General features: G+C 39.4%; 28 protein-coding genes and 1 tRNA gene. 19 read left to right on the forward strand and 10 right to left on the reverse strand.

The window, feature by feature from the left end; genetic code table 11:
* Positions 1-114 precede the first annotated feature (114 nt).
* The 8 genes from glnA (at position 115) to HNQ84_RS06625 (ending at position 6,660) form a co-directional block, all read left to right on the forward strand.
* On the forward strand, positions 115-1,476 hold the full coding sequence (glnA, locus tag HNQ84_RS06590) for a type I glutamate--ammonia ligase (RefSeq protein ID WP_435621573.1): 1,362 nt from the start codon (positions 115-117) through the stop codon (positions 1,474-1,476).
* A gap of 98 nt (positions 1,477-1,574) precedes the next feature.
* Entirely contained in the window at positions 1,575-2,369 is a 795-nt protein-coding gene (locus HNQ84_RS06595) for an SGNH/GDSL hydrolase family protein (RefSeq protein ID WP_435621574.1), read from the forward strand.
* On the forward strand, positions 2,369-3,280 hold the full coding sequence (locus HNQ84_RS06600; protein ID WP_032101768.1) for an ABC transporter ATP-binding protein: 912 nt from the start codon (positions 2,369-2,371) through the stop codon (positions 3,278-3,280). Before HNQ84_RS06595 ends, HNQ84_RS06600 begins: the two co-directional genes overlap by 1 nt.
* The gene (locus HNQ84_RS06605) at positions 3,273-4,253 is read left to right on the forward strand and encodes a DUF2705 family protein (protein ID WP_435621575.1); all 981 of its coding nucleotides are present in this window, start codon (positions 3,273-3,275) and stop codon (positions 4,251-4,253) included. Before HNQ84_RS06600 ends, HNQ84_RS06605 begins: the two co-directional genes overlap by 8 nt.
* The gene (locus tag HNQ84_RS06610; protein WP_435621576.1) at positions 4,253-4,885 is read left to right on the forward strand and encodes an NUDIX hydrolase; all 633 of its coding nucleotides are present in this window, start codon (positions 4,253-4,255) and stop codon (positions 4,883-4,885) included. The genes HNQ84_RS06605 and HNQ84_RS06610 overlap by 1 nt, the downstream gene beginning before the upstream one ends.
* A gap of 2 nt (positions 4,886-4,887) precedes the next feature.
* Complete coding sequence (locus tag HNQ84_RS06615; protein ID WP_435621577.1) at positions 4,888-5,847, forward strand: MBL fold metallo-hydrolase; 960 nt, start codon at positions 4,888-4,890, stop codon at positions 5,845-5,847.
* A 50-nt stretch (positions 5,848-5,897) separates the two neighbouring features.
* A tRNA-Ser gene (locus HNQ84_RS06620) sits at positions 5,898-5,990 on the forward strand.
* A gap of 73 nt (positions 5,991-6,063) precedes the next feature.
* Positions 6,064-6,660 carry a ribonuclease H1 domain-containing protein gene (locus HNQ84_RS06625; protein ID WP_183248599.1) on the forward strand — a complete coding sequence of 199 codons (597 nt, stop codon included), beginning with the start codon at positions 6,064-6,066 and terminating at the stop codon, positions 6,658-6,660.
* Positions 6,661-6,675: 15 nt separating this feature from the next.
* On the opposite strand, the gene HNQ84_RS06630 is transcribed toward HNQ84_RS06625, so the two are convergent.
* Positions 6,676-7,596: a CobW family GTP-binding protein gene (locus HNQ84_RS06630; protein WP_435621578.1), complete on the reverse strand. Its 921-nt coding sequence runs from the start codon at positions 7,594-7,596 to the stop codon at positions 6,676-6,678.
* 434 nt (positions 7,597-8,030) lie between these two features.
* On the opposite strand from HNQ84_RS06630, the gene HNQ84_RS06635 reads away from it, so the two are divergent.
* From HNQ84_RS06635 to arsC, 4 genes are all read left to right on the forward strand, one after another.
* A complete protein-coding gene (locus HNQ84_RS06635; protein WP_183248602.1) occupies positions 8,031-8,171 on the forward strand; it encodes a YrzI family small protein in 141 nt (46 codons plus the stop codon).
* A 214-nt stretch (positions 8,172-8,385) separates the two neighbouring features.
* Positions 8,386-8,718 (forward strand): ArsR/SmtB family transcription factor, encoded by a 333-nt coding sequence (locus tag HNQ84_RS06640; protein ID WP_183248604.1) that lies wholly within the window; start codon positions 8,386-8,388, stop codon positions 8,716-8,718.
* Positions 8,719-8,735: 17 nt separating this feature from the next.
* Complete coding sequence (locus tag HNQ84_RS06645) at positions 8,736-10,034, forward strand: arsenic transporter (RefSeq protein WP_435621579.1); 1,299 nt, start codon at positions 8,736-8,738, stop codon at positions 10,032-10,034.
* A 15-nt stretch (positions 10,035-10,049) separates the two neighbouring features.
* Positions 10,050-10,466: an arsenate reductase (thioredoxin) gene (gene arsC, locus HNQ84_RS06650; protein WP_183248607.1), complete on the forward strand. Its 417-nt coding sequence runs from the start codon at positions 10,050-10,052 to the stop codon at positions 10,464-10,466.
* Between the two features lie 94 nt (positions 10,467-10,560).
* Here arsC and HNQ84_RS06655 read toward each other — a convergent pair whose 3' ends face one another.
* On the reverse strand, positions 10,561-11,442 hold the full coding sequence (locus HNQ84_RS06655) for a LysR family transcriptional regulator (RefSeq protein ID WP_435621580.1): 882 nt from the start codon (positions 11,440-11,442) through the stop codon (positions 10,561-10,563).
* A 122-nt stretch (positions 11,443-11,564) separates the two neighbouring features.
* Here HNQ84_RS06655 and HNQ84_RS06660 point away from each other — a divergent pair, with 122 nt between their 5' ends.
* The 4 genes from HNQ84_RS06660 to HNQ84_RS06675 all read left to right on the forward strand — a co-directional run bounded on the left by HNQ84_RS06660 (position 11,565) and on the right by HNQ84_RS06675 (position 15,302).
* Positions 11,565-12,497 (forward strand): DMT family transporter, encoded by a 933-nt coding sequence (locus HNQ84_RS06660; RefSeq protein WP_435621581.1) that lies wholly within the window; start codon positions 11,565-11,567, stop codon positions 12,495-12,497.
* A gap of 38 nt (positions 12,498-12,535) precedes the next feature.
* Positions 12,536-13,429, forward strand: coding sequence for a DMT family transporter (locus HNQ84_RS06665; RefSeq protein WP_435621582.1), 894 nt, complete (start codon positions 12,536-12,538; stop codon positions 13,427-13,429).
* A 51-nt stretch (positions 13,430-13,480) separates the two neighbouring features.
* The gene (locus HNQ84_RS06670) at positions 13,481-14,332 is read left to right on the forward strand and encodes an oxidoreductase (RefSeq protein ID WP_435621583.1); all 852 of its coding nucleotides are present in this window, start codon (positions 13,481-13,483) and stop codon (positions 14,330-14,332) included.
* 94 nt (positions 14,333-14,426) lie between these two features.
* On the forward strand, positions 14,427-15,302 hold the full coding sequence (locus HNQ84_RS06675) for a GNAT family N-acetyltransferase (RefSeq protein ID WP_435621584.1): 876 nt from the start codon (positions 14,427-14,429) through the stop codon (positions 15,300-15,302).
* A gap of 36 nt (positions 15,303-15,338) precedes the next feature.
* Here HNQ84_RS06675 and HNQ84_RS06680 read toward each other — a convergent pair whose 3' ends face one another.
* A complete protein-coding gene (locus HNQ84_RS06680; protein ID WP_183248620.1) occupies positions 15,339-15,713 on the reverse strand; it encodes a VOC family protein in 375 nt (124 codons plus the stop codon).
* A 136-nt stretch (positions 15,714-15,849) separates the two neighbouring features.
* Here HNQ84_RS06680 and merR point away from each other — a divergent pair, with 136 nt between their 5' ends.
* Positions 15,850-16,248: a mercury resistance transcriptional regulator MerR gene (merR, locus tag HNQ84_RS06685; RefSeq protein WP_435621585.1), complete on the forward strand. Its 399-nt coding sequence runs from the start codon at positions 15,850-15,852 to the stop codon at positions 16,246-16,248.
* 5 nt (positions 16,249-16,253) lie between these two features.
* Positions 16,254-17,864: a mercury(II) reductase gene (merA, locus tag HNQ84_RS06690; RefSeq protein ID WP_435621586.1), complete on the forward strand. Its 1,611-nt coding sequence runs from the start codon at positions 16,254-16,256 to the stop codon at positions 17,862-17,864.
* Between the two features lie 23 nt (positions 17,865-17,887).
* Here merA and HNQ84_RS06695 read toward each other — a convergent pair whose 3' ends face one another.
* Positions 17,888-19,972 (reverse strand): DNA topoisomerase III, encoded by a 2,085-nt coding sequence (locus HNQ84_RS06695; RefSeq protein WP_435621587.1) that lies wholly within the window; start codon positions 19,970-19,972, stop codon positions 17,888-17,890.
* Positions 19,973-20,110: 138 nt separating this feature from the next.
* Between HNQ84_RS06695 and HNQ84_RS06700 the strand changes: the two genes are divergently transcribed.
* A complete protein-coding gene (locus tag HNQ84_RS06700) occupies positions 20,111-20,524 on the forward strand; it encodes a ferritin-like domain-containing protein (RefSeq protein WP_435621588.1) in 414 nt (137 codons plus the stop codon).
* Positions 20,525-20,746: 222 nt separating this feature from the next.
* On the opposite strand, the gene HNQ84_RS06705 is transcribed toward HNQ84_RS06700, so the two are convergent.
* The 6 genes from HNQ84_RS06705 to HNQ84_RS06730 form a co-directional block, all read right to left on the reverse strand.
* Positions 20,747-20,941, reverse strand: coding sequence for a hypothetical protein (locus HNQ84_RS06705; protein WP_435621589.1), 195 nt, complete (start codon positions 20,939-20,941; stop codon positions 20,747-20,749).
* 189 nt (positions 20,942-21,130) lie between these two features.
* Positions 21,131-22,564 (reverse strand): alanine/glycine:cation symporter family protein, encoded by a 1,434-nt coding sequence (locus HNQ84_RS06710; protein ID WP_435621590.1) that lies wholly within the window; start codon positions 22,562-22,564, stop codon positions 21,131-21,133.
* A 302-nt stretch (positions 22,565-22,866) separates the two neighbouring features.
* Entirely contained in the window at positions 22,867-24,771 is a 1,905-nt protein-coding gene (locus tag HNQ84_RS06715; protein ID WP_435621591.1) for a vWA domain-containing protein, read from the reverse strand.
* 10 nt (positions 24,772-24,781) lie between these two features.
* Positions 24,782-25,603, reverse strand: a complete 822-nt coding sequence (locus HNQ84_RS06720; RefSeq protein WP_425486535.1) for an AAA family ATPase — start codon at positions 25,601-25,603, stop codon at positions 24,782-24,784.
* A 195-nt stretch (positions 25,604-25,798) separates the two neighbouring features.
* On the reverse strand, positions 25,799-26,062 hold the full coding sequence (locus HNQ84_RS06725) for a metal-sensitive transcriptional regulator (RefSeq protein ID WP_043966402.1): 264 nt from the start codon (positions 26,060-26,062) through the stop codon (positions 25,799-25,801).
* 61 nt (positions 26,063-26,123) lie between these two features.
* A complete protein-coding gene (locus HNQ84_RS06730; RefSeq protein ID WP_003397201.1) occupies positions 26,124-26,498 on the reverse strand; it encodes a replication termination protein in 375 nt (124 codons plus the stop codon).
* Between the last annotated feature and the right edge of the window lie 50 nt (positions 26,499-26,548).

The following is a 26,548-nucleotide window of genomic DNA, read 5'->3' on the forward strand; positions in this document are numbered from 1 at the left end:
TTTTTTAAATAAAAATACAGAAAATTTGATAAAAAACTATTGAAAAAAGAAGAATGATTACATATAATAAACTCATGTTATAAAATTATACATAGGAATGTGAGGTAATGTAACATGAGTGAATTGCTCGTTTCTGAACAAACAACTATTTCAGCAATTGAACAAATTAAAGAGATCATAAAACAAAAACACGTTGAACTGTTGCATTTGCAATTTGTTGACATTGAAGGAGTCTTAAAACACGTCACAGTTACAACGGAACAACTCGATGACGTGGTAGAAGGAAAAATCATGTTTGATGGATCTTCAATTAAAGGTTTTTCACCAATCAATCGCTCAGATTTATATTTACTTCCCGATTTACAAACGTTTGCGGTATTACCATGGACTGTAGAAGACGGATATGCAGAAGCTCGTTTTCTTTGCTCTGTCATCAACCCAGACGGAACGTTATTTGAAGGAGATCCACGTAACGTACTGAAAAAAACAGTTGAACGTGCAAAACAAAAAGGATACACGATTTCCGTCGGTCCAGAATTAGAGTTTTTCTTATTTAAAACTGACGAAAATGGCAATCCTACAACGACGCCACAAGATAACGGCGGGTATTTTGAACCGTCACCTAAAGATCTCGGTGAACGTGTCCGCCTAGACATTTATCGCGCATTAAAGGCGATGGGATTTACAATTGAGGCTTCACACCATGAAGTTGCTGAAGGACAACATGAAATTAATTTCAAATATGCCGATGCCCTCGGTGCTGCGGACAATGCCACAACATACAAATGGGTTGTAAAAACGATTGCTAAAAAATACGGATTGCATGCTACGTTTATGCCAAAACCGATTTTCGGTATTAATGGTTCAGGAATGCATGTGAACATTTCGTTATTTAAAGACGGCGAAAATGCTTTCTTCGATCCATCGGACGACAATCAATTATCTGAAACGGCATACCAATTCATTGCTGGTTTATTGCAAAACGTGAAAAGTTTCGCAGCCATTACAAACCCACTTGTAAACTCATATAAACGTCTTGTCCCAGGATATGAAGCACCTTGTTATATTGCGTGGTCAGCATCGAACCGCTCCGCACTTATTCGCATTCCTGCGAAACGAGGATTGGCAACACGCGTTGAGCTTCGTTGTCCTGATCCATCTGCCAATCCATACCTAGCATTTGCAGTCATTGCTGAAGCAGGACTTGATGGAGTAGAAAAACAACTCACTTGTCCAACACCAATTGATGAAGACATTTTCCATATGACAGCTGAACGCCGTGCAGAGCTTGGCATCGAAAATCTTCCAGGTAGTTTAGGGAAAGCGATTGAAGAGTTAGAAAATGGAACAATTGGACGTCATACGTTAGGCAACCACGTATTTGGTGAGTATGTCGCAATGAAAAAGAATGAATGGGATAGCTATCGAACAGCAGTTCATGCTTGGGAAATTGAACATTATCAAGCGAAATTTTAAAAGCGAGCGATTGTGCTCGCTTTTTGCATGTTTTCATTATGCGTTTGAACAACAAATGGTTTATGATGGTACATAGAAAATAGCGAAAGGGTGGTATTGTGTCTAAACGAATGATTACGATGATTGTGGTGATTTGTGCCGCAACAACGTTATTATGGGTTGTTGGTTTAGTCGTCACGATTCAAGACCAATTTTTTTACGAAGCCTCTTCAGCAATACAACAACCGAAATCGATTACGTCAAGTCAAGCAGAAAACGATACGCTTTCAATCGTTGCCCTCGGTGATTCATTAACACGTGGAACAGGAGATGAAACAGGAAAGGGATACGTGGGTCATGTCGTTGACGAACTAAAAAAACGAAAAAGCCAACATATTCAATTAACTAATTTAGCAATTAAAGGACAACGATCGGCACAGTTAATCAATCAACTAAAACAAAAAGAAATCCAGCGTCAATTAAAAGAAGCGGACATCATTTTGATGACAATCGGAGGGAATGACTTGTTTCGCGGTGGTGAAGCGCTAAGAGATTTGTCCACTACGCAGATTGAAAAGGAAAAAAAGAAATTTGTACAGCAGCTACGTACGATTTTCGAACTTGTTCGCACAGCAAATAATGATGCACCTGTATTCTATATCGCTTTATACAATCCGTTTAACGATTTAGACAATGGAAAAGAAACATCCGCCATTGTGCGCAGTTGGAATTATGCAGCATCTGAAGTAGCAGACGACTATAAATCAATCATATGCGTTCCGACATATGATTTATTTGAACTGCAAGTCAACGACTATTTGTATACAGATAAATTTCATCCAAACAAAGAAGGATATAAACGAATTGGTGAACGTGTTGCCTCGCTCATTACGTTAACGAAAGGGGAAAAATAATGGAAGAAACATTAGTTGTACGAAACGTACGAAAAACAATTGGAAAAAAAGAAATTATTAAAGGACTTTCATTTTCGTTAAAAAAAGGAGAAGTGTTTGGTTTCTTAGGCCCAAATGGTGCAGGAAAAACAACGACCATTCGCATGCTTGTCGGATTAATTCGCCCTACATCTGGAACGATCTCAATTTGTGGATACAATTTACAAAAACAATTTACAAAAGCCATTCAACACATTGGTTGTATCGTTGAAAACCCTGAACTTTATCCATATTTAAGCGGGTGGGAAAATCTTGAGCATTTTGCGCGTATGGTTCCAGGAGTGACCATGCATCGCATTCAAGAAGTAGTCGAACTTGTCGGTTTACAAAATCGGATTTATGATCTTGTACGTACATATTCGCTTGGTATGCGTCAACGCCTTGGCATTGCGCAAGCGTTGCTTGGAAAACCAACGGTACTTATTTTAGATGAGCCAACAAACGGTTTAGATCCTGTCGGCATTCGTGAAATGAGACAGTTTATTCGCTCGCTTGCTGAACAAGAGCAGTTAAGCGTTCTCGTTTCATCGCATTTATTGAGTGAAATACAACTCATGTGCGATCGTGTCGCCATTATGTCCAAAGGAGAGATTATTCGCATTGATACGGTCGAACATTTATTACAAGAACAAGCACGGACATATTGGAACGTTGTCCCGATTCATACAGCTAAAGAAATATTAACAAATGAGACGACTGTCATCGGTGAAAAGGATGGAGCGATCGTTACGATTTATGAATCAAACGAAACGATTGCTCGGTGCAATGCTCGTTTAATTGAAGCAGGAGTGCTTGTCAGTGGAATCGAGCGAAAACTTCCAACACTTGAAGATTTATTTATTGAATTAACAGGAGGGGAAACGATTGATTAATCTCGTATACAATGAAATGTTAAAAATTGTTCGCAAAAAACGACTATTTATCATTGCAGCCATCGTAGCTGTTCTCGTTAGTTTATTTACATATGCACAACTTAAACAGATTGAAACGATTCGAGAACGCATTGGAACAACAGATTGGCGCACACAACTGCAACAACAAATCATCGATACACAAAACCGCTTAAACTCAACAGGAATTTCTGAAGAATGGAAAAAGTTTCTCAAAATTCGTTTACAGCAACAACAATATTATTTAGATAACGATATTAATCCGATGGCTCCCGGTGCTCCGACATTTATGCGCATGTTTATTGAAAACTCGATTGAATTGTTTTTGCCGCTACTTGTTATGGTCATTGCAGCTGACCTTGTTTCATCAGAAGCGAGTGGTGGAACGATCAAGCTATTGTTGACACGTCCTGTGAAACGATGGAAAATTTTAATGAGCAAATATATCGCCATGACTTTATCTACATCGTTTATCGTGTTTTCTGTCGCTATTTTATCGTACGCCATTTCTGGTATTGTATTTGGATACGAGGGATGGAATTTGCCGCTTTTAACAGGATTTTCGATCCAAGGCGAAGAATTAAATACGGCAGCTGTTCATCTTATCCCCCAATGGAAATACTTACTTATTGAATTTGGACTTGCTTTTTTTGTTTCACTTGTCGTCGGCACACTAACATTTATGTTATCTGTGTTAATACGTAGTACCGCTGCAGTTATGGGAATTATGCTTGCCGCTCTTATTTCAGGAGCCATTTTATCAAGTATGGTATCATCGTGGGAATCGGCAAAATATTTGTTCATGGTCAATTTACGTCTTACAAGTTACATTAGTGGGATGGCACCACCTATTGATGGAATGACGCTTTCTTTTTCGATGACGGTGCTCGCCACTTGGGCACTTGTTGCGCTGATTGTTTCTTTTTATGTATTTACGAAAAGGGATGTTTACTAATGAATAAAATGATTGCCACATTAATCAATGAATTGCAACGACGGACGCCAACAATCATGGATTTCGACAAATTTGCTCAGTATGCTGTGCTTCTCCCGCTTATTCAACAAGATGATGAGGTGTTTGTGTTATTTGAAGTACGCTCACTGCAACTACGTCGCCAGCCGGGAGAAATTTGTTTTCCAGGTGGGAAAATGGACTCGTGTGATCAAAGTCCAAGAGAAACAGCTATTCGGGAAACGTGTGAAGAATTAGGGATTGAAAAAGAACATATTACACATATTGTCCCGCTTGACTATATATTTTCACCATTTGGTATGGTTATTTATCCATTTGTTGGTTTCGCTAATATTACTTGTATGCAAGTAAATGAGAAAGAAGTAAATGATGTGTTTACTGTACCACTATCTTTCTTTTTAGAAACGAAACCAAAAATATATCGTGTTTCATTTGAGCCAAAACCGGAGGAAGATTTTCCATTTGATGATATCCCAGGGGGAAGAGAGTATAATTGGCATCCACGACACATGGAGGAACATTTTTATTACTACAAAGACAAAGTGATCTGGGGATTAACAGCAAAAATCGTATATCATTTCACTCAACTCATTCAAAAAGGGAAAGGAGAATAGCCATGTCGCGACCTGTTGATTTAGGATTTGGCATTTCACTCATTGATTTGTATGATTTACAAACTGCTCAGCGGACAGGAGCATACGTTTTTCGGGAAGAAGAGGTGACGATTATTGAAACGAGCGCAAGTCCATCTATTCCTTATTTACTTAAAGGATTAGAAGCATTATCGATTGATTTGCGCGACGTAAAAAATATCATTGTCACACACATTCATTTAGATCATGCTGGTGGAGCAGGTTTGTTATTGCAACATTGTCCAAATGCTCGCGTATTTGTCCATCCAAAAGGAATGCGCCATTTAGCCGATCCGTCTCGTCTCATTCAAGGAGCAAAAGCGGTTTATGGTGAAAAATTTGACGCATTATTTGACCCGATCGTTCCCATTCCTGAAGATCGATTAATTGTAAAAGAAGATGGGGAAACGTTACAAATTGGAAAAGATCGCACGCTGACATTTCTTCATACACCTGGGCATGCGAATCACCATTTTTCTATTTATGATGAAAAAAGCAATGGAATTTTTACAGGTGATACGGCTGGGGTTTTTTATCCACAGCTACTTTCATACTACGTTGAGTTATACTTGCCTTCTACATCACCAAATCAATTTGACCCAGAAGCTATGAGCGCGTCAATTGAGAAATTTATGGCATTGCGTCCAGATCGTATATATTTTGGCCATTTCGGTATGTCAACACATACGCAGGCGGTTTGGGAACAACTTCATTATTGGTTACCTATTTTCGTTCAAGAAAGCAACGAGATCGTGAATGAACAAATGCATAAATCTTTCACAGAAAAAACAGAGGCTGTTTTCAAACGTTTATTTAACATCGTTCAAACATTTTTGCGCAAACAGCAAGTACCAGATGATGCAGATGTATATAAACTACTTCAACTTGATTTACAAGTGTGTGCGATGGGACTTGTTGATTATACGGAAAAACAAAAAAGATAATTGACGAAAAATCATGTTTTCGCTATAATTTCTTTGGCACCCCACCATACGGAGGAGTACCCAAGTCTGGCTGAAGGGGTCGGTCTCGAAAACCGATAGGGGTGTCAAAGCCCGCGGGGGTTCGAATCCCCCCTCCTCCGCCATATCTCCTCTTTCATTCCTTCTTTGTTATCTTCAACTTTGTTTTTTTATTCCGATTTGTGAGGATGTGACATATTGAAAAAATATTATGTTGTTTGGCAAGGGGCGAAAACAGGTATTTTTTCTTCTTGGGACGAGTGTAAACAATATGTAATTGGTATTCCAGGAGCAAAATATCGCTCATTTTCATCTAAAGAAGAAGCGGAACAAGCATTTTCCTCTGGTCCGATGGCAAACTGTACGAAAAAAAATAAAACGTACTCAACGAATTATGTGGAAGAAAGCATCTGTGTTGATGCGGCATGTAGTGGAAATCCAGGATGGATGGAATATCGAGGTGTACATACGAAAACAGGAGAACAATTGTTTCATGTCGGACCGATGATCGGAACAAACAACATCGGTGAGTTTTTAGCCATTGTACACGGGTTAGCATGGCTACAACAACAAAACAAAAACTGGCCGATTTATTCTGATTCTGTTACAGCTATAAAATGGGTAAAAGGAAAAAAAGCGAATACAACGCTCGACCGCATCGCTGAAACAGAACGTGTTTGGCAACTTATTGAACGCGCAGAAGCATGGTTGCGTACGCACCGTTATACGAATGAAATTATGAAATGGGAAACGGAGCAATGGGGAGAAATTAAAGCAGATTTTGGCCGAAAGTAATAAGGAGAGGGATTTTTATCCTTCTCCTTTTTGTATGTTATCGAGTTCATGTTTTAATTTTTGTTTATCGAGTTGTTCTCCGATAATAACAAAATGTAACGGTACGTTCATCTCTTCTTTCATATACAACGGCGTACCATACGCATACTGAAACGAGTAAATTCCGCTTGTATGAGTAAAGCGTAAAAATCCTTTCATGCGATAAATTGTATCGGGTAGCTGTCGTACCCATTGTTCGAACATGTCTAAATCAATTGGTTTTGTAAATGTGTGGACATACGTTTGAATGCGTAATCGTTCAATAGTCACCTGCTTATGCTCGTTTTGCATACGACGGGAAAATGAGTGTATATCATCTATGCGAACGTTAGAAAACGTTGTGAAAATGGTACGTGCTTCGCTGTTGATTGCTTGTAATTCAAAAGACAATTTTGCTTGTTCATCGGGACGTAATTCATCGGTTTTATTTACAATTAAGACATCTGCATGACGAATTTGTTCTTTTAATAGCATTTGTAGCGGAATGGAAAGTTGGTCACGATTTATCCAGCGGATTGCATCAACAGTCGTGATGATGCCTTTCGTTTGAATGCGATCAGCAAATAATGGTGACATGCACGCATCAAGTACTTCAACCGGATGCGCTACCCCTGTTGTTTCAATATAAATCACATCTAATCGATGTTGCTGAAGAAGCGAATAAAGCTCTACTTCAAATTGATCTTGAATTGTACAACATACACATCCGCTTAATAACTCGCTTAACATAGTATCTTCTGAAACAACATGTGAATCAATCGACACTTGGCCGATTTCATTCATAACAACAGCAACTTTCCGTCCATGTTCTTTTTCATATTGTAACAGCCGCTTTAATAATGTTGTTTTTCCACTTCCAAGAAAACCAGATAAAACATATACCTCTGTGCGTTCCATAAAACGCTCCTTTCTCTACATGATCTTTTGGATCATATTCAAATGTCATACATAGTACAAGCAAAAATATATCACACATGCTTATAAAAGAAAAAAAATAATACATTTATCCCAGCATACCTTTTGTTTTCTTTCATATACATATCTTCGTGGTTTGTTTGGAAAATTTTTTATTACGTATTTACAAACTTATCTTTTTGTGTATATAATTTACTATATAAATCGATTTTGTAAGGAGGGAAGGACCATGACAACAATGACAGTAGTATATTACCCAATTAAACAAAGCAAGATTGGTCCGCCCTTCCGATGTGAACTTTTTTTACAAATGATCGCATACCGCAGGGAAGGATCTATTCCCTGCGGTTTTTTGTGTTCTATCCGCAAAGGGATTCTGCCTTGCGGATTTTTTATTGAAAGGGGGTGAACAAATCATGAAATTTCATTTATTTTTTTTAACGATTTCCATTCAACGACGAATATGGACAGCTGAAGAAATAGAGCGAGAACAGCTCATTCGTCAAGTTGAAGAAGAGATGATGGATCGTAAATGTTCAATGTATCAATTGTTTTAATTTGCATTTTGTAATTCGGAAAAATACGTGATGAAAGGAGAATGAAAAATGAAACAACAAACAAAAACGAATATCACATGGACGGTAGATGACGACTAGTTTTGTGTGAAAAGAGTTGATCAATAGATCGACTCTTTTCATCTTTACAAAATCTTTACTTGTTTTATATAAGTATATAATTATATAATGATAAACGGATAAGGGAGGGAGGTATATGTATCACATCGAAGAAACTGCAACGATTTTAAAACTATTAGGAGATAAAACAAGATTAACAATTACGGCTATATTAAATGAAACCGATTGTTGTGTATGTGAACTTGTCGACATATTACAAATGAGTCAACCAGCCATTAGCCAACATTTACGCAAATTAAAAGACAACGGTTTAGTGAAAGAAACGAAAAAAGCACAATGGGTATTTTATTCACTCAACAAACAACACGTGTGCTACCCACTTATTCAAAGTATTTTAGCTCATGTGCCGAACCAGAGAGAAGAAATTGATCGACTCGCGCAAAAAGGAATACGCATGGTTTGCGAATAAACGAGAGGAGTGGTTTTTTGCTTTCTGTGATTCTCGCATTATTGATTTTTCTCGTGACACTTGTATTTGTCATTTGGCAACCACGCAATTTATCAATTGGTTGGTCTGCATGCGGTGGTGCAGTATTAGCATTGCTCGTTGGGGTTGTTGATGTTCAAGATGTCATCGATGTAACGAGCATCGTCTGGAACGCGACACTTGCTTTTATCGCAATTATTATTATTTCTTTAATTTTGGATGAAATTGGCTTTTTCGAATGGGCAGCGTTACATATGGCACGTGTTGCCAAAGGTCATGGAGTGCGCATGTTTATATTTGTTTCAATTCTCGGAGCGCTCGTATCTGCCTTTTTCGCTAACGATGGAGCAGCGCTTATTTTAACGCCAATCGTATTAGCTATGGTGCGCGCATTACAATTTGATGAGCGAAACGTACTGCCATTTATTTTAGCAAGCGGATTTATCGCTGATACGACGTCGTTGCCGCTCGTCGTCAGCAATCTTGTCAATATTGTATCTGCGGACTTTTTCCGTATTAGTTTTGGTGAGTACGCATCACGGATGATCGTTCCAAACTTTTTCTCGCTCGCAGCGAGCATCGGGGTGCTGTATTTATACTTTCGAAAAGATATTCCGAAACGTTATCACTTATCACATGTTAAACAACCATACGAAGCGATTAAAGATGTGCGCATGTTTCAATTGTCATGGATCGTTCTTACTGTTTTATTTATCGGTTATTTTGTCGGTGAATTTGTAAACATCCCTGTATCGTTTATTGCTGGTGCTGTGGCATTATTGTTTTTATGGATGGGGAGACGTAGTCCCGCTGTACATGTCAAACAAATATTAAAAGGAGCACCTTGGGCTGTTGTGTTTTTCTCCGTCGGAATGTATGTTGTCGTGTATGGATTGCGTAATGTAGGATTGACAACCATTTTGGCTGACTTAATTGAAATGGCAGCAAATGAAGGATTGTTTGTTGCGACAATTGCCATGGGCTTTATCGCAGCCATTTTATCTTCTGTGATGAACAACATGCCAACGGTTATGATTGATGCGCTAGCTATCGCTGATACAAATACGACAGGAATCATTCGCGAAGCGCTTATTTATGCTAATGTGATCGGATCCGACTTAGGACCAAAAATTACACCGATCGGTTCACTTGCTACTCTTCTTTGGTTGCACGTACTGTCAACAAAAGGAGTAAAAATTACGTGGGGTACTTATTTTAAAAACGGCTTTATTTTAACTATCCCTACATTATTTATTACTCTCGTTGGGTTATATGTATGGTTACTTATTATTCATTAAAAGGAGTCGATTGCGATGAAAAAGGTAATTTATTTCTTATGCACAGGAAACTCTTGCCGTAGCCAAATGGCCGAAGGATGGGCTAAAAAATATCTTGGAGACGAATGGGAGGTATATAGCGCTGGCATTGAAGCTCACGGTTTAAATCCAAACGCCGTGAAAGCGATGAAAGAGGTAGGGATCGATATTTCGAGCCAAACATCTGATATCATCGATCCAGAAATTTTAAACAAAGCTGATTTAGTCGTTACATTATGTGGACATGCGGCTGATCATTGCCCAGTTACGCCACCGCACGTGAAACGCGTACATTGGGGGTTTGACGATCCAGCGAAAGCAGAAGGAACGGAAGAAGAAAAATGGGCTGTTTTCCAACGCGTTCGCAATGAAATCGGGGAGCGAATTAAACGATTTGCGGAGACAGGAGAGTAAAACATTGTTCCCTTTCGATTGAATAACATAATCTTATTATGTAAACTTGAAAAGACAAACGAAGAAGAAGAAATGTCTCCTCGTTTGTCTTTTCTTAAATCTTTTCAACTAAAAGACTTGTCAATTGCTTCATTGATTGTGACAACCATTTTTTACGATGGTATATAAGTTGAAGGGAGAGGTGCATATCCGCCTCTGGAAGAAAAATACGAACTAAACTCCCTTTTGCTAGTTCGGTCTCTACCGCCATGAGCGGCAAAAAAGCGATACCAAGTCCATAAGCGACACAGCGTTTAATTGCTTCAATGCTACCTAATTCAATCGTGTATTCAAAACGAATACTATGATTACGATACAAATTTCCAATGACTTCTCGATAACTACATCCTTGTTCGGTCACAATAAGCTTTTCATCACTTAACATACGTATATCCACTTTATCTAATTGGGCTAAATGATGATCCGGTTTAGCAACAAGAACTAGCGGCTCTTGTTTAATCACAGTAACATTTAGATCTGGATCTTCTCGTTTTTCATCTAGAATAATAGCTAAATCATATTTCCCTTCCTTTACTCCTTTGACAAGTCGATTACAAATATTTTGTTGCAACAGCAAATTTACTCTCGGATACCTTTGCTTAAATGCTTGTAAATAAGGTGGAAGATAAAACCCAGCTACTGACTCAATCGTACCGATCGATAAACTCCCAGCGAGGTCTGCTTGCTCGGAAAGACTTTGCTTTGCTTCATCAATCAAACTAACAATTTTATTTGCATATTCAAGCAGTTCGATTCCGGCAGATGTCAGTTTAATTTTCCCGCCCCAACGTTCAAACAAAACAACACCAAATTCCTCTTCTAGTTTTTTTATTTGTGTTGTCACGCTAGATTGAGCGTACCCCAACATCTCACCAGCCTTCGTAAAGCTATTCCATTTCGCCACTTCACGAAATGTATGCAAATAGTCAAGATTCATACTTCCAGCTCCCCATCAAAAATATTGATGAACAATATCAATTATTATCAATAACACCTATGACCAAATACTTGTAAAATTGATTATAACAGAAATTTAACAATGAGTCAGGAGGATGTTTCATGCTAACAAGAAATATGAAAACGTATATTCTTTTGTTTTTAACCGCTACCATCTGGGGCGGGGCCTTTGTCGCTGGAAAAATTGCAACGACAACTTTACATCCTGTGTCGGTTGCTTTTTTTCGCTTTTTTGGCGCTAGTTTGATTTTATTTCCGTTATTACATTGGAAAGAGCCGAATAGATCAACGCCATCCAAAAAAGACTGGGGGGTGTTAGCACTTCTTGGTTTAACAGGAGTGTTTTTGTACAATATTTTCTTTTTTATGGCTACGAAATACGCACCAATCGTCAAAAGTTCACTAGTCATTGCAGTTAACGCACCGCTCATTACGCTGATGTCGGCATTGTTTTTAAAAGAAAGATTGAACATGAGAAGCATATTTGGCATGTTTCTTGCTGTATTTGGGGCGGTATATATCATTACAAACGGTCATCCGTCTGTACTTATCGAAATGGGTGTCGCACCAATCGATCTCGTGTTAGTAGGAGCATGTCTCAGCTGGAGTACATACTCTGTCATTGGAAAAATTGCGATGAAAAAGTTTAGTCCTCTTGCAGCGACAACATATGCAACAGGTTTTGGGACAGTATTTCTAGCGCCGTTTGCGCTATATTACACTTCCCTTGCATCCATTGAAGCGAGCGGATGGGATGTTTGGTTGAGCGTTCTATACGTTGCTATTGTTGTTTCGGCAATCAGCTTTGTTTGGTGGTATAATGGCATCCAAAAAGTAGGTGCTTCAACTGCTTCCGTTTTCATTAATGTCATGCCTATTTCTGCTACCGTAATGGGAACAATGTTTTTTAATGAACATTTAACGTTCACTCATATTATTGGAGCAGCGTTTGTCTTTAGTGGTATTTTCCTTAATATTTACAGCAAACAAGAAAAAATGGTGTTTTCTCTCATCAAAAAAGGAGCGAACATATGACTGTTGTAAAGAATAATCATATTTGAGGTGCAAGAAACATGTGGAAAGGCTACGGGCTCGTATTGTTATCAGCAACCGGATTTGCGTTCATTCCAATCTTTGCATTGCATGCATACAATAGTGGCGTCAATGTCACGACATTGTTGTTTTTACGTTTTGCCTTGGCTGCTCTGTTCTTTTTTATGTATGCATGGTTCCAAAAGAAAAACGAGAAAGTATCGTGGTCCCAGTTATTTTATCTATTTTTACTTGGCGGCATTTTCTATATGCTACAATCTTCGCTTTATTTTCATGCCGTAAAGTACATTCCGTCATCGCTCGCTGCTTTATTGTTGTATTTAAACCCTATATTCGTCGCTGTGTTTTCGTTTTTTATCAATAAAGAAAAGTTGACGAGACAAACCGTCATCGCGATCTTGATTTCTTTTTCAGGAATGTTGCTCGTTCTAGGAGCACCAGAAGGAAAAATCCATCCAATTGGTATTGCGTTAGCTATTGGAGCAGCGGTAATTTACTCGATTTACATTATTGTCGGAAATAAAGTGATAGCACACGTTCCACCGATGACAGCAAGCGCCTACATCGCACTTTTTGCAGCTCTGTCTTTTTTTGTCTGGGGAATCAGTACGGAAACGCTACATTTCCAATTTGATGCGAAAGGATGGATTCCGGTGATCGGAACATCGTTCGTTTCGAGCGTTTTAGCAATGCTGGCGTTTTTTGCAGGAATGAATATCATTGGCCCGACAAAAGCAGCAATTTTAAGTATGATAGAACCGATCGTGACGTTCCTTCTATCAATGGTCTTTTTGCAGGAACGTATGTCCTTTATGCAAATGATCGGTGGACTGATTGTGTTAAGCAGCGCTATGCTCGTTGCCATGGGAAAGGAACAACAAGACAAGAAAAAGACGACCTCCATCAGCGCATAATGGTGGGGAATCTAAATCGTGTGTTTAAATAACAGCAAGGGAGGAAATAAGGTGAAAAACTTTCCATCGGTCGCGCTAGTAACAGGTGCATCGAGTGGATTTGGACTGCTTGTAAGCATCGCGCTTGCTAGAGAAGGGTATCGAGTAATCGCTTCAATGCGGAACATAGAAAATAAGGAAATGCTTAAAGCAGCGGCACATAAAGCAGGCGTTTGGGACCAGATTGAGGTAGCGCCTCTTGATGTCACTGATTTCGCCGCAGCGGAATCGGTCGTGAGCGATGTCATCAATCGCTACGGACGAATCGACGTATTAGTTAACAATGCAGGATTTGCTGTTGGTGGTTTTGTGGAAGAACTCGCTCTTGAGGAGTGGGAGCGGCAATTTGCGACGAACGTTTTCGGATTAGTTGCGGTCACCAAAGCGGTATTACCCGTAATGCGAGCGCAGCACAGTGGCAAAATCATTAACATTAGTAGTATTAGCGGTCAGATTGGTTTTCCGTCGCTGGGACCGTATGTTGCCTCTAAGTTTGCTGTTGAAGGATTTAGCGAGTCACTCCGTCTAGAGATGTTGCCACACGGGGTGTATGTCGTCTTAATCGAGCCAGGTTCGTACAAAACGAATATTTGGTCCAAAGGGCTTCAACAAGGGGGATCCGTTCGTTCAGATTCACCGTACGCAAAAGAGATGAAAACGATTTTGCAGCATGTGAATCGGATCGCCAAAACTGCACCTCCTCCTGACGAAGTCATTGATCAAATTGTAAAAGTCGTTCAATCTCCAACTCCCCGTTTACGTTATCCTGTCGGTAGAGGAGTCAAATGGATGCTCCGATTGAAAAACTGGCTGCCATGGAAGTGGTGGGAACGACTTTTCATAAAACAGTTGCATGATAAATAACAATAAGAAATAACAATAAGAGCCTCTTTAACGGTGGAAGAGGGGAACAAAAAAACACCGTCGAAAGAAAATATTACGGCATGATGGAGGGACTATGCTACAAATAAAACGATTATCGGAATGTACGTTAGAAGAAGCAGTACGTGCTTGGAACGCTGGATTTGAAGGGTATTATTTTCCGATCCAACTGACGATAGAAAGCTTTTTGCATCGATTGGTAGGGGAAGAGCTTTCTCCTTTGTTATCTATTATTGCTTTTCAACATGGGGAACCCGTTGGAATCGTGCTAAACGGCATTCGTGAATTTCAAGGAACTTTAATGGCTTGGAACGGAGGCACAGGAGTAGCGCCTGCATTTCGAAAAACAGGGGTTGGAAAAGCGCTCATGGAAGCAACAATTAACATATACCAAGAGGTAGGCGTCGAGCTTGCGACATTGGAAGCGATTAGCGAAAACGAGCGAGCCATTTCGTTATATAAAAAGTTAGGATACGGCATCGTGGATGAACTCGAATATTTGCAATTCCAAAAAGCGATGCCACATTTATTAGACGCCGAACCATTTCAAGTGGAGGTCACTATTCCACAACAAGTAAGCCATCTTTCGTTTTATAAAGGGCTACATCCGTGGCAAACGCAATGGCAAAGCGCCAAAAATGGCGAAGCACTTCTTGTAAAAGACGAACGGGGATGCGACATCGGTTACGCATATTATCGCCGCGTTTTTGATCAGAAAGGCAAGCATGAAAAAACGATTTTATTTCAGTGCGAAGCTTCCCCCGAAAGAAACGACAAAGAACATATCCTTCGGCTTTTGCTTACAAAAGTGTTTAGTAATTGTCCAGACGAGATCGTGAAAGTAGTAGCAAACATACCGATTACTTATTCGTCGCCCACCTACTCACTTTTAAAAGAAATCGGCTTTCAAACAACCGTCAAACAAGTGTGGATGCAGAAACGGATGAGATAAAAAAGCTGTTGGAACAAGCCCAACAGCTTTTTTCGTCTAGCCAAGCGAAAGTTGCCATGATACCCCATATTGGTCTTCCACCCAGGCGAATTTCTTGCTAAATGGATAGGAACCTAGGGGCACGAGCACTTTTCCTGATTGAGAGAGCCGTTCAAAAACACGGTCAATTTCTTCTTCCGTATCACACGTGACACATAGCGACATCGCAGGCGTAAACTCATGATGGTCAATGTGATTATCAATCGCCATTAACCGTTGCCCTTTTAATCGAAACGTTGCGTGAAACATTATTCCGTTTTCTTGAGGCACAATTTGTTCGATTTCCGCTGGAGAAAAAACGGACGTATAAAAACGAATCGCTTCTTCTGCCTGCCCTGAAAACATAAGACATGTCACAATTTTTTGATCCATAAGCCCACTCCTTTATGACGAACGAATGTATGTTCTTATGTCTGATTATCTCGAACTTTTCATCTGTTGTCAATAGTTTACTCTCTTGACTACGTACTATAGTCCAAGGTTTATACTTGGGTAGGAGGGGATTCATATGTATCGAATTAGCGAGCTAGCAAAACAATGTGGAGTGAATAAAGAAACGATCCGCTATTATGAGCGCAGGAAGTTGCTTTCGCCACCTGCTCGCACAGAAGCAGGATATCGCTTATATTCAGAAAAAGAAGTGAACCGCATCCAATTCATTAAACGTCTGCAACAGCTCGGATTTTCGTTAACAGAAATTCATCAACTGCTTGGCATTGTCGATCAAGATAAAGAAAGATGTGCAAATATGTATGAGTTTGTATCGAAAAAACGAAACCAATTGCAAAGGCAAATCAAAGACTTGCAACGAATGGAACGAGTGCTACAAGACTTACAACATCGATGCCCGGACGAAAAAGCATTATATGAGTGCCCGATTATTGAGTCATTGATTGAGGAGGAATGAGTATCATGAAAACGTATACGATGCATATCAAAGGGATGACGTGTCCAAGCTGTGCAAAACACATTGCTTCTATTCTTGAACAAATGGGCGCAAAACACATTCATGTTAGTTTTCGCCGCGGGGAAGCGGTATGTAAACTTTCTCCTACTCATATAGAAGCGGCAAAACAAGCCATAGCGGCAGCTGGTTACGAACCAATAGAAGCAGTGGAAAAAGCAGAGGAAACATATGACTACATCATCATCGGCTCCGGCTCGGCCGCTTTTGCCTCGGCGATCGAGGCAAGAAAATGTGGCGCAAAAGTAGCGATGATCGAACGAGGAACGGTAGGAGGGACATGCGTAAATATCGGTTGTGTACCTTCGAAAACGCTGCTCCGGGCAGGGGAAATTAACTTCCTTGCGAAAAATCCTCCGTTCGCTGGGCTGCATACATCTGCAGGAGATGTGGATTTAGCCGCATTAATCGAGCAAAAAAATGAATTAGTCCAATACCTACGCCAAACGAAATATGTAAATCTCATCGACGAATACGGATTTACGCTTATTCAAGGGGAAGCGGCATTTGTCGACGAAAACACAGTAGAAGTCAATGGGAAAAAATTATCAGCGGGCCGCTTCCTTATTGCCACAGGTGCTTCTTCGGCCATCCCGAATATCCCTGGACTTGCGGATGTGGATTACGTGACAAGCACGACGCTACTCGAACGAAAAGAAGTACCGAAACGACTAGCGGTCATCGGTTCTGGTTATATTGGTATCGAACTTGGGCAACTGTTTCATCGTTTCGGTTCTGACGTTACGTTGATGCAACGAAGCCAACGGCTATTAAAAACGTACGATCGAGAAATCTCCGAAGCAATGACAGAAGCGCTCACGAATCAAGGCATCCGCCTTCTCACAGGAGTGTCCTTTGAACGCATTGAACAAGACGGAAATGTGAAAAAAATATATATCGAAATCGATGGAAAAAAACAAGTAGTCGAAGCGGATGAGTTGCTCATTGCTACTGGGAGAACACCGAATACTAAGGCGTTGCGTTTGGAAGCAGCTGGAGTGAAAACCGGTTCACGTGGTGAAATTATTGTCAATGATTATTTACAAACGACAAATTCGCATATTTACGCGGCAGGGGATGTCACGCTTGGTCCACAATTTGTTTATGTCGCCGCATACGAAGGAATGATCGCCGCAGCAAACGCGATTGGCGGACAAAAGAAAAAAATTCAGCTTGACACCATCCCAGCTGTTACGTTTAGTTCTCCAGCGGTCGCCACGGTAGGGCTAACGGAACAGCAAGCAAAAGAAAGCGGATACGAAGTAAAAACGTCTGTTTTGCCATTGGAAGCCGTCCCACGAGCAATTGTGAATCACGAAACGACCGGTGTTTTTAAATTAGTCGCGGATGCAAAAACAGGGAAATTATTAGGCGCTCACGTGGTGGCAGAACATGCAGGGGAAGTCATTTATGCAGCGACACTCGCAGTCAAATTCGGCTTAACTATCGACGACCTTCGTGAAACGCTTGCTCCGTATGTAACGATGGCAGAAGGATTAAAACTCGCAGCGTTAACGTTTGACCAAGATGTTGGAAAATTATCTTGTTGCGCAGGATAAGCCACTTCCAGATGGAAGCGGCTCTAGTTTTCTTTCTTATTTAACGCTTGCTTTAACAAATCACCTAAACTCGTGCCAAACGAATCATTGTCAGCACTATATTTTTTCAATAACGCTCGTTCCTTATGTCCGAGTTTCGCTTTTTTCTGTTCTTCGGCTTTTTCGATGACATTACAAGGTCGGCATTGGAAGTAGACACCTGCTTTTCCTTCGTGAATTTCCATCCGCTTTTTACATTGTGAGCAGCGTCGGTTTGAAAGCTTTGGATCTTTTCGTTTTCGGAATCGGCATGCCATATTCGAGCATACGAGCATGCGTCCCTCTTTTGTCGCCCGTTCTTTTAAAAACGACCCGCATTCTGGACACATCGAGCCAGTTAAATTATGGGCGCGATACGTTCGTTCACTTTGTTTTATTTCCGCTACCAACCGCTCCGTTTGCTTGCGGATGTTTTGAAGGAAAGCTTTCGGGTCACCGTTTCCGCGGGCGATTGCTTCTAATTCTTTTTCCCACTTTGCAGTCAACTGTGGCGATTTTAATTCCTCGTTTACAAGTTCAATTAATTGTTTTCCTTTCGGTGTCGGATAAAACCGCCCGTTTTTTCGCTCAACCGTTTCTGTTTCGATGAGACGTTCAATAATGTCAGCGCGCGTCGCTGGCGTACCTAGTCCGTATTTTTCCATTTGCGTCAAAAGATCTGCTTCCGAGTAGCGAAGAGGAGGTTCTGTTAGCGCCTCTTTTTTCTCTAACCGAACAGAAACCGTTTGCCCTTTCGTAAAAGTGGGGAAAGCCGCTTTCCCCTCTTGCTTTTCTAAAACGCGGCGAAACCCTGCGTTCACTACTCTCGTTTCGCGCGCGACAAATGCTTCGTTAGCGATATCAAAAACAACATGAACCGTTTCGTATTCGCAAGCTGGATAAAAAAGAGCTAAAAAGCGACGAGCAATTAAGTCATATAGTTTTCGTTCATCGGCAGAAAGCTTACCGATATCAAGTCGCTCTTCCGTCGGAATAATCGCATGATGGTCTGTTACTTTTTCATTATCAAATACCCGTCGAGCCATCACCTTCCCTTTATGTTTTAAAAGCGGAGCAATTTCGTCTACATACCCAGATTTCATTGCCTCTAGTCGATCAAACATCGTGTTTTCCATATCGGTCGTTAAGTAGCGCGAATCGGTGCGCGGATAGGTTACGAGTTTATGCTGTTCATATAGCCGTTGTAACACGCTTAACGTTTTTTTCGCAGAAAAGCCAAATCGCTTGTTTGCGTCCCGTTGTAATTCGGTTAAGTCGTAAGGGAGTGGTTGCGCTTCTTTTTTTGCTTTTCGTTCGACAGAAATAACGGTTGCTTGCTTGTTTTTTAGTTTTTCATATAGCTGTTCCGCCAACTCTTTCGAAAATATTCGCTTTTCTCCGTTGCGCTCTAAAGTGGCAGCAACAGATCCAATGTTCGCATGAATTGTCCAGTATGGCACCGGTTTAAACGACTGAATTTCTTTTTCCCGCTCCATCATCATCGCAAGCGTCGGTGTTTGGACACGACCTGCGGAAAGTGGTTCATTGTATTTGGTCGTTAGCGCTCTCGTCACGTTTAATCCAATCAACCAATCTGCTTCTGCCCGACAAACAGCTGATTCATATAAACGATCAAACTGTTTTCCTGGTTTTAAATGTTGAAACCCGTCACGAATCGCATGGTCGGTTTGCGACGAAATCCAAAGGCGAAGGAGCGGTTTTTTCCATTGGATCTTTTTTAAAATCCACCGTGCGACGAGTTCGCCTTCCCGTCCAGCATCGGTAGCGATAATGCAGTTTTTAATGTCTTGTCGTTTTGCTAGTGCTTCGATAGCGCGAAATTGATGGCTTGTTTGTCGAATGATGTTGAGGCCCATTTTTTCTGGGATAATCGGCAAATCTTCTAGCCGCCACGTTTTATATGTTTGGTTATAATGCTCTGGCATTTTCAGCTCAATCAAATGACCAAGCGCCCATGTGACGATATATTTCGGTCCTTCAAAGTAATGTTTATGTTGTTCCCGACAGCCCAGCACGCGAGCAATTTCCCGCGCCACGCTCGGCTTTTCGGCAAGAACGAGTGATTTCATTTTATATTTTCCTCCTAAACACAAGACTACTTGTTCAGTATAGCGGAAAGGGGAGGGGTTTGAAAATAAGAAAAGAACATGCACCCATTCATTAATGGCTCATACGATAGAATGAGGAAAAATAGGAGGGCTTTCATCATGAATGAACAAAACAATATAAGGTTTATGAAGGATCTTGAAAAATCCATTAATGGAGAGTACAGTGCAATTCATTGTTATGCAATATTAGCTAATTTGGCAAAAGAAGAAAATATCAGAAAACAAATTGTTGAAATTCGACAGGATGAAATTAAACATTTACAACAGTTCGAGTATATTTATATGAGTTTGACCGGAAGACGTCCTCAACCGAAGATGATTGAAAGATGCCCAAATGATTATAAAAACGGACTAGAATTGGCGTTGCAAGACGAACAACAAACCGTCGATTTTTATTTAGAAATAGCAGATTATACAACGAATCCGTATATAAAGAAAGTATTTCGCCGAGCAGCAGCTGATGAACAAAATCACGCTGTTTGGTTTTTATACTATTTTTCTAAAGCTGAATAACAAGAGGGCAGAATAAAACCTGCCTTCTTTCATGTTCATTTTTTAAGTTTACATAACATAAATTATAGGAAGTTAAATGAATTATATCTCATATAATAAGTAAACTTTTGTTTTTGAGACGAAAGAAAAAATTATAAGCCACAGCTACTCATAGATATGTTAGTAACTAGCTGCGGCTTATGATGAAACAAACACTATATAATCCGTCCTTTCTTATGTCGCTTATGCAATATCTTCATTGTAGTAGCGAACACCTTTGTACTGAACACGGATCGGAATTTGTTTTTCATGTTCATATTGGCGACATAATTTTTTTGCTTTTATACACGCATCCATCATTCCATCTGCAATAACAGCTTCTTCCCATACAACTGGTTGTTGGCGATGTGTGCTAAAAGTGAAAATGTATTGTTTCATATACATCCTCCTCCCTTTTTTCTTATTTCCTACTCATATATCCATTTCGTTTATTATTATAATGCAAGCCTGTATTATAATGAAGTTTGAAACTGTTACAACATTGTAAACTTTTACAATGCAGTTTGTAAATAAAAACAAGCCTAAGGAAACACCCTTAGACTTGTCCCATTTAATTTAAGTTCAAACTTATTTACCCACAGCTTTTTTCACTTGTGCTTCCTGACGAGTCGGCCAGCATTCAACACCTTTTAATCCTTCGATATCGTCAGCGTAAAACACTGGTTCTTCTCCGCGTTTCCGTTTTGCCATGTAATCATCAAGTGCTTTAAATGCAATACGACCAAGTAAACCAATCGCTACTAAGTTTGTTAACGCCATAAGCGCCATTGCTAAGTCAGCTAAATCCCAAACAATTTGCAAGCTAGCAAGCGCTCCGAAAATAACCATTCCAATTGCTAGTACACGGTAAACGAATAATGCTGTTTTTCCTTTGCTAATAAACTCAATGTTTGCTTCACCATAGTAATAACTTCCGATGATCGAGCTGAAAGCAAACATGAAAATAGCTGCCGATAAGAAAATACCTGCCCAAGAACCGAAGTGTTCAGAGAGCGCTGCTTGTGTTAATTCAATTCCAACAAGTTCACCTGTTTTATACGTATCTGATAATAAAATGATAAATGCTGTAGCACTACATACAAGCAATGTATCGAAAAATACCCCTAACGCTTGAATAAATCCTTGTTTCGCCGGATGTGATACAGTTGCGGTCGCGGCTGCATTTGGTGCACTACCCATACCAGCTTCATTAGAGAACAATCCACGTTTTACTCCCATCATAATTGCGGCACCCATACCACCACCAACAACTTGTTCTAAGCCGAAAGCACTTTTGAAAATTAAAGCAATAACCGCTGGAATTTCAGTAATGTTTGTCACCATCACATACAATGCTAATCCGATGTAGAAAAACGCCATGATCGGAACGATAATTTCAGAGAAACGAGCAATGCGTGTAACTCCTCCGAAAATAATCACTGCTGTTAATGCCGCTAAAAGGAAAGCGGTTACATATGGATTCAAGCTAAATGAATTTTTAAATGCTGTGGCAATCGTATTACTTTGTACAGCGTTAAATGTTAGTCCAAAGCTAGCGATAATGGTAAAAGCGAAAATCGTGCTCATCCAACGCGCGCCCAATTGTTTTTCCATATAGTATCCTGGACCGCCTTTAAAACCAACATCGCTTTTTACTTTAAAAATTTGTGCTAATGTGCTTTCAACAAACGCACTCGCTCCACCTAAAATCGCAACAAGCCACATCCAAAATACCGCTCCCGGACCACCGATTGCTAGCGCCATGGCAACCCCGGCAACGTTACCTGTTCCGATACGTGTAGCTGCACCGATGAAAAACGCTTGAAGTGAAGAAATCTCAGTATTCCCTTTTCCTTCAGGAGATTTTTCTTTTAAAACGCGGAACATTTCTCCAATCAAACGGATTTGCGCAAATTTTGTCCCGATCGTGAAGTACAAACCGAGACCAAGCAACAAACCGATAATGACATAAGACCAGAGAATGTTGTTTAAAAATCCAACGACTTGATTAATGAACTCCATACACTTCCTCCTTAAAAATGAATAATTAAGATAATTAGTAAGATTATTAATCTTGTAATAGTATTATCTGAAAATTAAAATTATGCGTCAATAGTAAAAAATAGAAAAACGAATACAATTTACAGCGTTAAAGGAACAAAATTGAAAATAAATTATTTTTATATATTATTTCAAAACAATCTTAATAACAAGTTTTTTATTTTCTCACATACTATTCAAATACAATCTTTTTTTAAAAAAATTTTTTGTTAACTAAAAAATTTTTTAAATTAACATAAAAACACCCGTCATCCTGGGTGTTTTTACAATTTGTATAACAATAATTTTTTTAGTAAAGGGGCTAAAAATGTCGGTAACTGTTCTACATTGGGAACAATTACATGATAATGTCCATATATATTTTCAATCGTTTTTTGTTGACTTTCGGTAATTATCCCCTCTGCTAAAAACACATTTACTACCTCAATTCCTAATTTTCTCGCTTCTATAACCGCTTCGTGCGTATCTACAATCCCGTTCTGATCATATCCGAAAGCAGCTGGTTCTCCATCAGAAAAAACAAGCAAAAATTTTTGTTTTTCATTTCTTTTCTGTAACTCTTCTGTCATTAATCGAATAGCTAAACCATCACGGTTATCTTCTTGAGGCTCTAGTTGCATAATTTTTGCTCCATGATCTTTTCTTAGAGAATCATCAAAATCAATAACGATTTGAAAATAGTTAGGTTGATAAGATGCTGTGGCTTCGCTCGTATCCTCCCAGAAACCAACGATTTTATGTGGAACTCGCAACGCTTTAAGGGATTCATGAAATAAAACAATTCCTCTTTTTGTTTCTTCCATTTTGTCATACATTGAGGCAGAACAATCGACAAGCAAAACAAAAACAGCATCTAACAACGGAGATGTTTCGTGTTTTTTATAAAATAAACGCGGATGTTCCTCCGTAAAAAAGCGTAGTAGCTTTTTATTTAAACGTCCTACATGTAAATCTGTACGGGGGTGTATTTTTTTATGTTCAAGCACTTTTTCAATGGATCGTGTCAATTTTTTTTGATACGGTGCAATAGCTTCTCGGTCACATTCATACTGTTTCATTTGCTCGATTGTCGGTGGCAAGGCATCCACAAATATCGGCCTAACGTAACGATTTTCTTTGCCATATTCGTGCTCCGAACGCCCAAAAAATCCTTGGCGCTGCTCTTGTTGTTCTAGATGTGTATAATCGTTACGCGTCGTTTTTTGTGACGAACCATGTACAATTCCAAGTGCTTGATCTCCCGCTTCTCCTTGCCGAACCCCTTCCCCGAGTAAGTCAGTCTGTGAACCTTGTTCGAGATCAAACTGTAAAAAACTATTCGTCATATCGCTCGTTTCACGATGCCATGTATACATCGTCTCTTGAAAAATATTTTCATCTTCCGACTTTTTATCAAGTACGTCATGATTTTTCAATGGATCTTTGCGACGAATATCTTCCCGATCTTCTTGTTGGTCAACGTAAATATACTCTGGGAGATGAAAATATGTGTTTAACATATCAGCATCTAACAATTCATCTAACACATCTATCATGGTAAGTACAATACGTGCAATGTGCGCGGTCGATTTTGCATCATATACATTTCGTATTTCACGCTCAACAAATGGAAGAGCTAAGCGTAAACGTTCAGGAAGAAAAATATCGTGTACGGGTTGCTCCGCTGTTAGTAGTAAATATAAATAATTAAACAGCGCATCTGTATAAACACTTTTTGTCATATTTACATTCCATTGTGTTTCGAAATAATGTCGATATACATGTTTCCGAATAGCAAACGCTTTTTTTGTACCAGGACGTACAAACCGACATATATCTTCCAATCGTATATCTTCAAGTAATACGAACAACTGTTTAGCAAAGCTCGGAATAGAATATGCTTTTATTTGATGAAGAAAAAGAAGAATATCTTTGTCATTTGTATTATAAAAGTTTCCAATCGTTCGCAAAAACAAATCACTTTTTAATCCGTATACGTACTGCTCTTTTGGGCGGTTATCCCAAAAATGACTAACAATCACTTTTTTATGCTGTCGATCAAGATACGACTGGTATCCAAACTCGAGTTCCATTTGTTCATCTTTTGTTAATGTTTTCACTAAATCAGATAGCTCCATAAACAAAAAAGAATCGATTTTTTTATCATTAAACATAATAAAACGATTCATGTAGCCACCCTCATTCATCAAACAACGTTTCGGCTAAGTTGCGCACCGCAGCTTTTTCCCGGTCGTCTTCTAATTTCTCGACAATGGCTCGTTCAATGGCACGTCGTGGTGGAATGTACACCGCTAAATCGCAAGCATCGATTAACGCTCGAATGGAAGCTGCTTCTTCTGATACAAATCCTTGCTGCACTTGAACAATTAAATCCGCTGACAGTGTAACAAAACGATTTAATAATGTTTCATTTGTTAACTTCGTTTGCTGTTGTAAAATACGTTTTAATGTCTCCCCTTGAACATATGGTACATCAATGATAACAAAGCGATTTTTTAATGCTTCATTTAGAGGAACTGTTCCCACATATCCTTCATTAATTGCCGCAATGACACCAAACGTTGATTTTGCTTTGACAACTTCAGCAGTAAACGGATTTGTAATCATTTTTCGATAATCGAGCACCCCATTTAAAATCGGTAACGTCTCTGGTTTAGCCATATTAATTTCATCGATATACAACAGATGCCCTTTTGTCATCGCTTGAATAACAGGCCCTGGGATAAATTCAATCGTCGCTTGTCCATGTGTTTGTTGAATGGTCTTAAAGCCAAGCATCGCCTCAGCATCTAAATCAATCGAACAATTGATGCTATGCATCGGCTGTCCAAAGAAAAGCGATAACGTTTCGGCTAATTTTGTTTTCCCTGATCCTGTTGGCCCCTTTAACAACACATTTTTTCCTAACGCTAAGGCGATGATTGCGTCATATATAATAGACTCATGAGCGGGGGTGTATGCAATATGTTCAACTTGTTCATTTATTTCATTTTTAAACATCTCTCTTCTTTTTTTAACGATCTCTTCAATTGTTTCAGGAAGCGTGAGTGATTGTGTATAAATCATGATGTCATTCCTTTCTATGTTTTGTACGTACGTATTGTACAAAAAATAAACGAATTTGTACAAATGAAAGATATGTTTAACATAATTATATTATGTTAACAAACAAATGAAAAAGGGAGCCACTCGGCATTATCGACTTTTGACGAGTAGCTCAACTGCCTCCTGAATGAGTTTTTCACTTTCTAACGATCCTGTTTCTACATCCTTGCGAATGCAACGCTCTAAATTAGCACTTACAACAACCGCGATGGCGCGATCAACAGCACTACGAATAGCTGACAACTGAGCAACTACTTCTTTACAATCCTTCTGTTCATCCATCATTTTAAGCACACCACGAACTTGTCCTTCAATCCGTTTTAAACGGTTCTTTACTTGATTATCATATGTCATATTCATCAAACTCCTTTTCATATACCCTTATCAGTATATTAAATGAAACATGATTGTTTTGTCAACTAAAATTATCTTTAATCGCTTTACGAATAAGCGCTTCACAACGATCTAGTTCTGTTTTTAATTGTCTCTTATACAGTTGGGCTTTTTTATATCCTTCCTCGGTGAAACGATAATAAACGACCTCTTGATATTTCATTCCTTCTTTTTTCTTTTTTACTTGTTCTAAAATTCCATCTTCGATTAAATCATGTAGCGCTTTGTATACCTCCGAATGATTTGGACGATATCCAAATGGCTGAAACTCTTCACGAAGCACATCTAACAGTTTTAATCCATACAATCGTTCTTGTTCAGTTAAAGTAATTAAATATAACTTTAAAAATGCACGTTGTTTTAATAAAAATCCGCTTGGTTTTCTTTTCTCACTCATCCTTTCTCCTCCTTTCACATGACACATTCTTTACTAAAAAGAAAAATCCT

Origin of the sequence: Anoxybacillus eryuanensis, assembly GCF_051200995.1 — a bacterium.
GTDB classification, from domain to species: domain Bacteria; phylum Bacillota; class Bacilli; order Bacillales; family Anoxybacillaceae; genus Anoxybacillus; species Anoxybacillus tengchongensis.

Excerpts from the sequence above, each read along its gene's own strand:
- glnA (WP_435621573.1), top strand. The coding sequence starts at position 115 with ATGAGTGAATTGCTCGTTTCTGAACAAACAACTATTTCAGCAATTGAA.
- HNQ84_RS06600 (WP_032101768.1), top strand. The coding sequence starts at position 2,369 with ATGGAAGAAACATTAGTTGTACGAAACGTACGAAAAACAATTGGAAAA.
- HNQ84_RS06610 (WP_435621576.1), top strand. The coding sequence starts at position 4,253 with ATGAATAAAATGATTGCCACATTAATCAATGAATTGCAACGACGGACG.
- HNQ84_RS06615 (WP_435621577.1), top strand. The coding sequence starts at position 4,888 with ATGTCGCGACCTGTTGATTTAGGATTTGGCATTTCACTCATTGATTTG.
- HNQ84_RS06630 (WP_435621578.1), bottom strand. The coding sequence starts at position 7,596 with ATGGAACGCACAGAGGTATATGTTTTATCTGGTTTTCTTGGAAGTGGA.
- HNQ84_RS06635 (WP_183248602.1), top strand. The coding sequence starts at position 8,031 with ATGAAATTTCATTTATTTTTTTTAACGATTTCCATTCAACGACGAATA.
- HNQ84_RS06640 (WP_183248604.1), top strand. The coding sequence starts at position 8,386 with ATGTATCACATCGAAGAAACTGCAACGATTTTAAAACTATTAGGAGAT.
- arsC (WP_183248607.1), top strand. The coding sequence starts at position 10,050 with ATGAAAAAGGTAATTTATTTCTTATGCACAGGAAACTCTTGCCGTAGC.
- HNQ84_RS06655 (WP_435621580.1), bottom strand. The coding sequence starts at position 11,442 with ATGAATCTTGACTATTTGCATACATTTCGTGAAGTGGCGAAATGGAAT.
- HNQ84_RS06660 (WP_435621581.1), top strand. The coding sequence starts at position 11,565 with ATGCTAACAAGAAATATGAAAACGTATATTCTTTTGTTTTTAACCGCT.
- HNQ84_RS06665 (WP_435621582.1), top strand. The coding sequence starts at position 12,536 with ATGTGGAAAGGCTACGGGCTCGTATTGTTATCAGCAACCGGATTTGCG.
- HNQ84_RS06675 (WP_435621584.1), top strand. The coding sequence starts at position 14,427 with ATGCTACAAATAAAACGATTATCGGAATGTACGTTAGAAGAAGCAGTA.
- HNQ84_RS06680 (WP_183248620.1), bottom strand. The coding sequence starts at position 15,713 with ATGGATCAAAAAATTGTGACATGTCTTATGTTTTCAGGGCAGGCAGAA.
- merR (WP_435621585.1), top strand. The coding sequence starts at position 15,850 with ATGTATCGAATTAGCGAGCTAGCAAAACAATGTGGAGTGAATAAAGAA.
- merA (WP_435621586.1), top strand. The coding sequence starts at position 16,254 with ATGAAAACGTATACGATGCATATCAAAGGGATGACGTGTCCAAGCTGT.
- HNQ84_RS06695 (WP_435621587.1), bottom strand. The coding sequence starts at position 19,972 with ATGAAATCACTCGTTCTTGCCGAAAAGCCGAGCGTGGCGCGGGAAATT.
- HNQ84_RS06700 (WP_435621588.1), top strand. The coding sequence starts at position 20,111 with ATGAATGAACAAAACAATATAAGGTTTATGAAGGATCTTGAAAAATCC.
- HNQ84_RS06705 (WP_435621589.1), bottom strand. The coding sequence starts at position 20,941 with ATGAAACAATACATTTTCACTTTTAGCACACATCGCCAACAACCAGTT.
- HNQ84_RS06710 (WP_435621590.1), bottom strand. The coding sequence starts at position 22,564 with ATGGAGTTCATTAATCAAGTCGTTGGATTTTTAAACAACATTCTCTGG.
- HNQ84_RS06715 (WP_435621591.1), bottom strand. The coding sequence starts at position 24,771 with ATGAATCGTTTTATTATGTTTAATGATAAAAAAATCGATTCTTTTTTG.
- HNQ84_RS06720 (WP_425486535.1), bottom strand. The coding sequence starts at position 25,603 with ATGTTTAAAAATGAAATAAATGAACAAGTTGAACATATTGCATACACC.
- HNQ84_RS06725 (WP_043966402.1), bottom strand. The coding sequence starts at position 26,062 with ATGACATATGATAATCAAGTAAAGAACCGTTTAAAACGGATTGAAGGA.
- HNQ84_RS06730 (WP_003397201.1), bottom strand. The coding sequence starts at position 26,498 with ATGAGTGAGAAAAGAAAACCAAGCGGATTTTTATTAAAACAACGTGCA.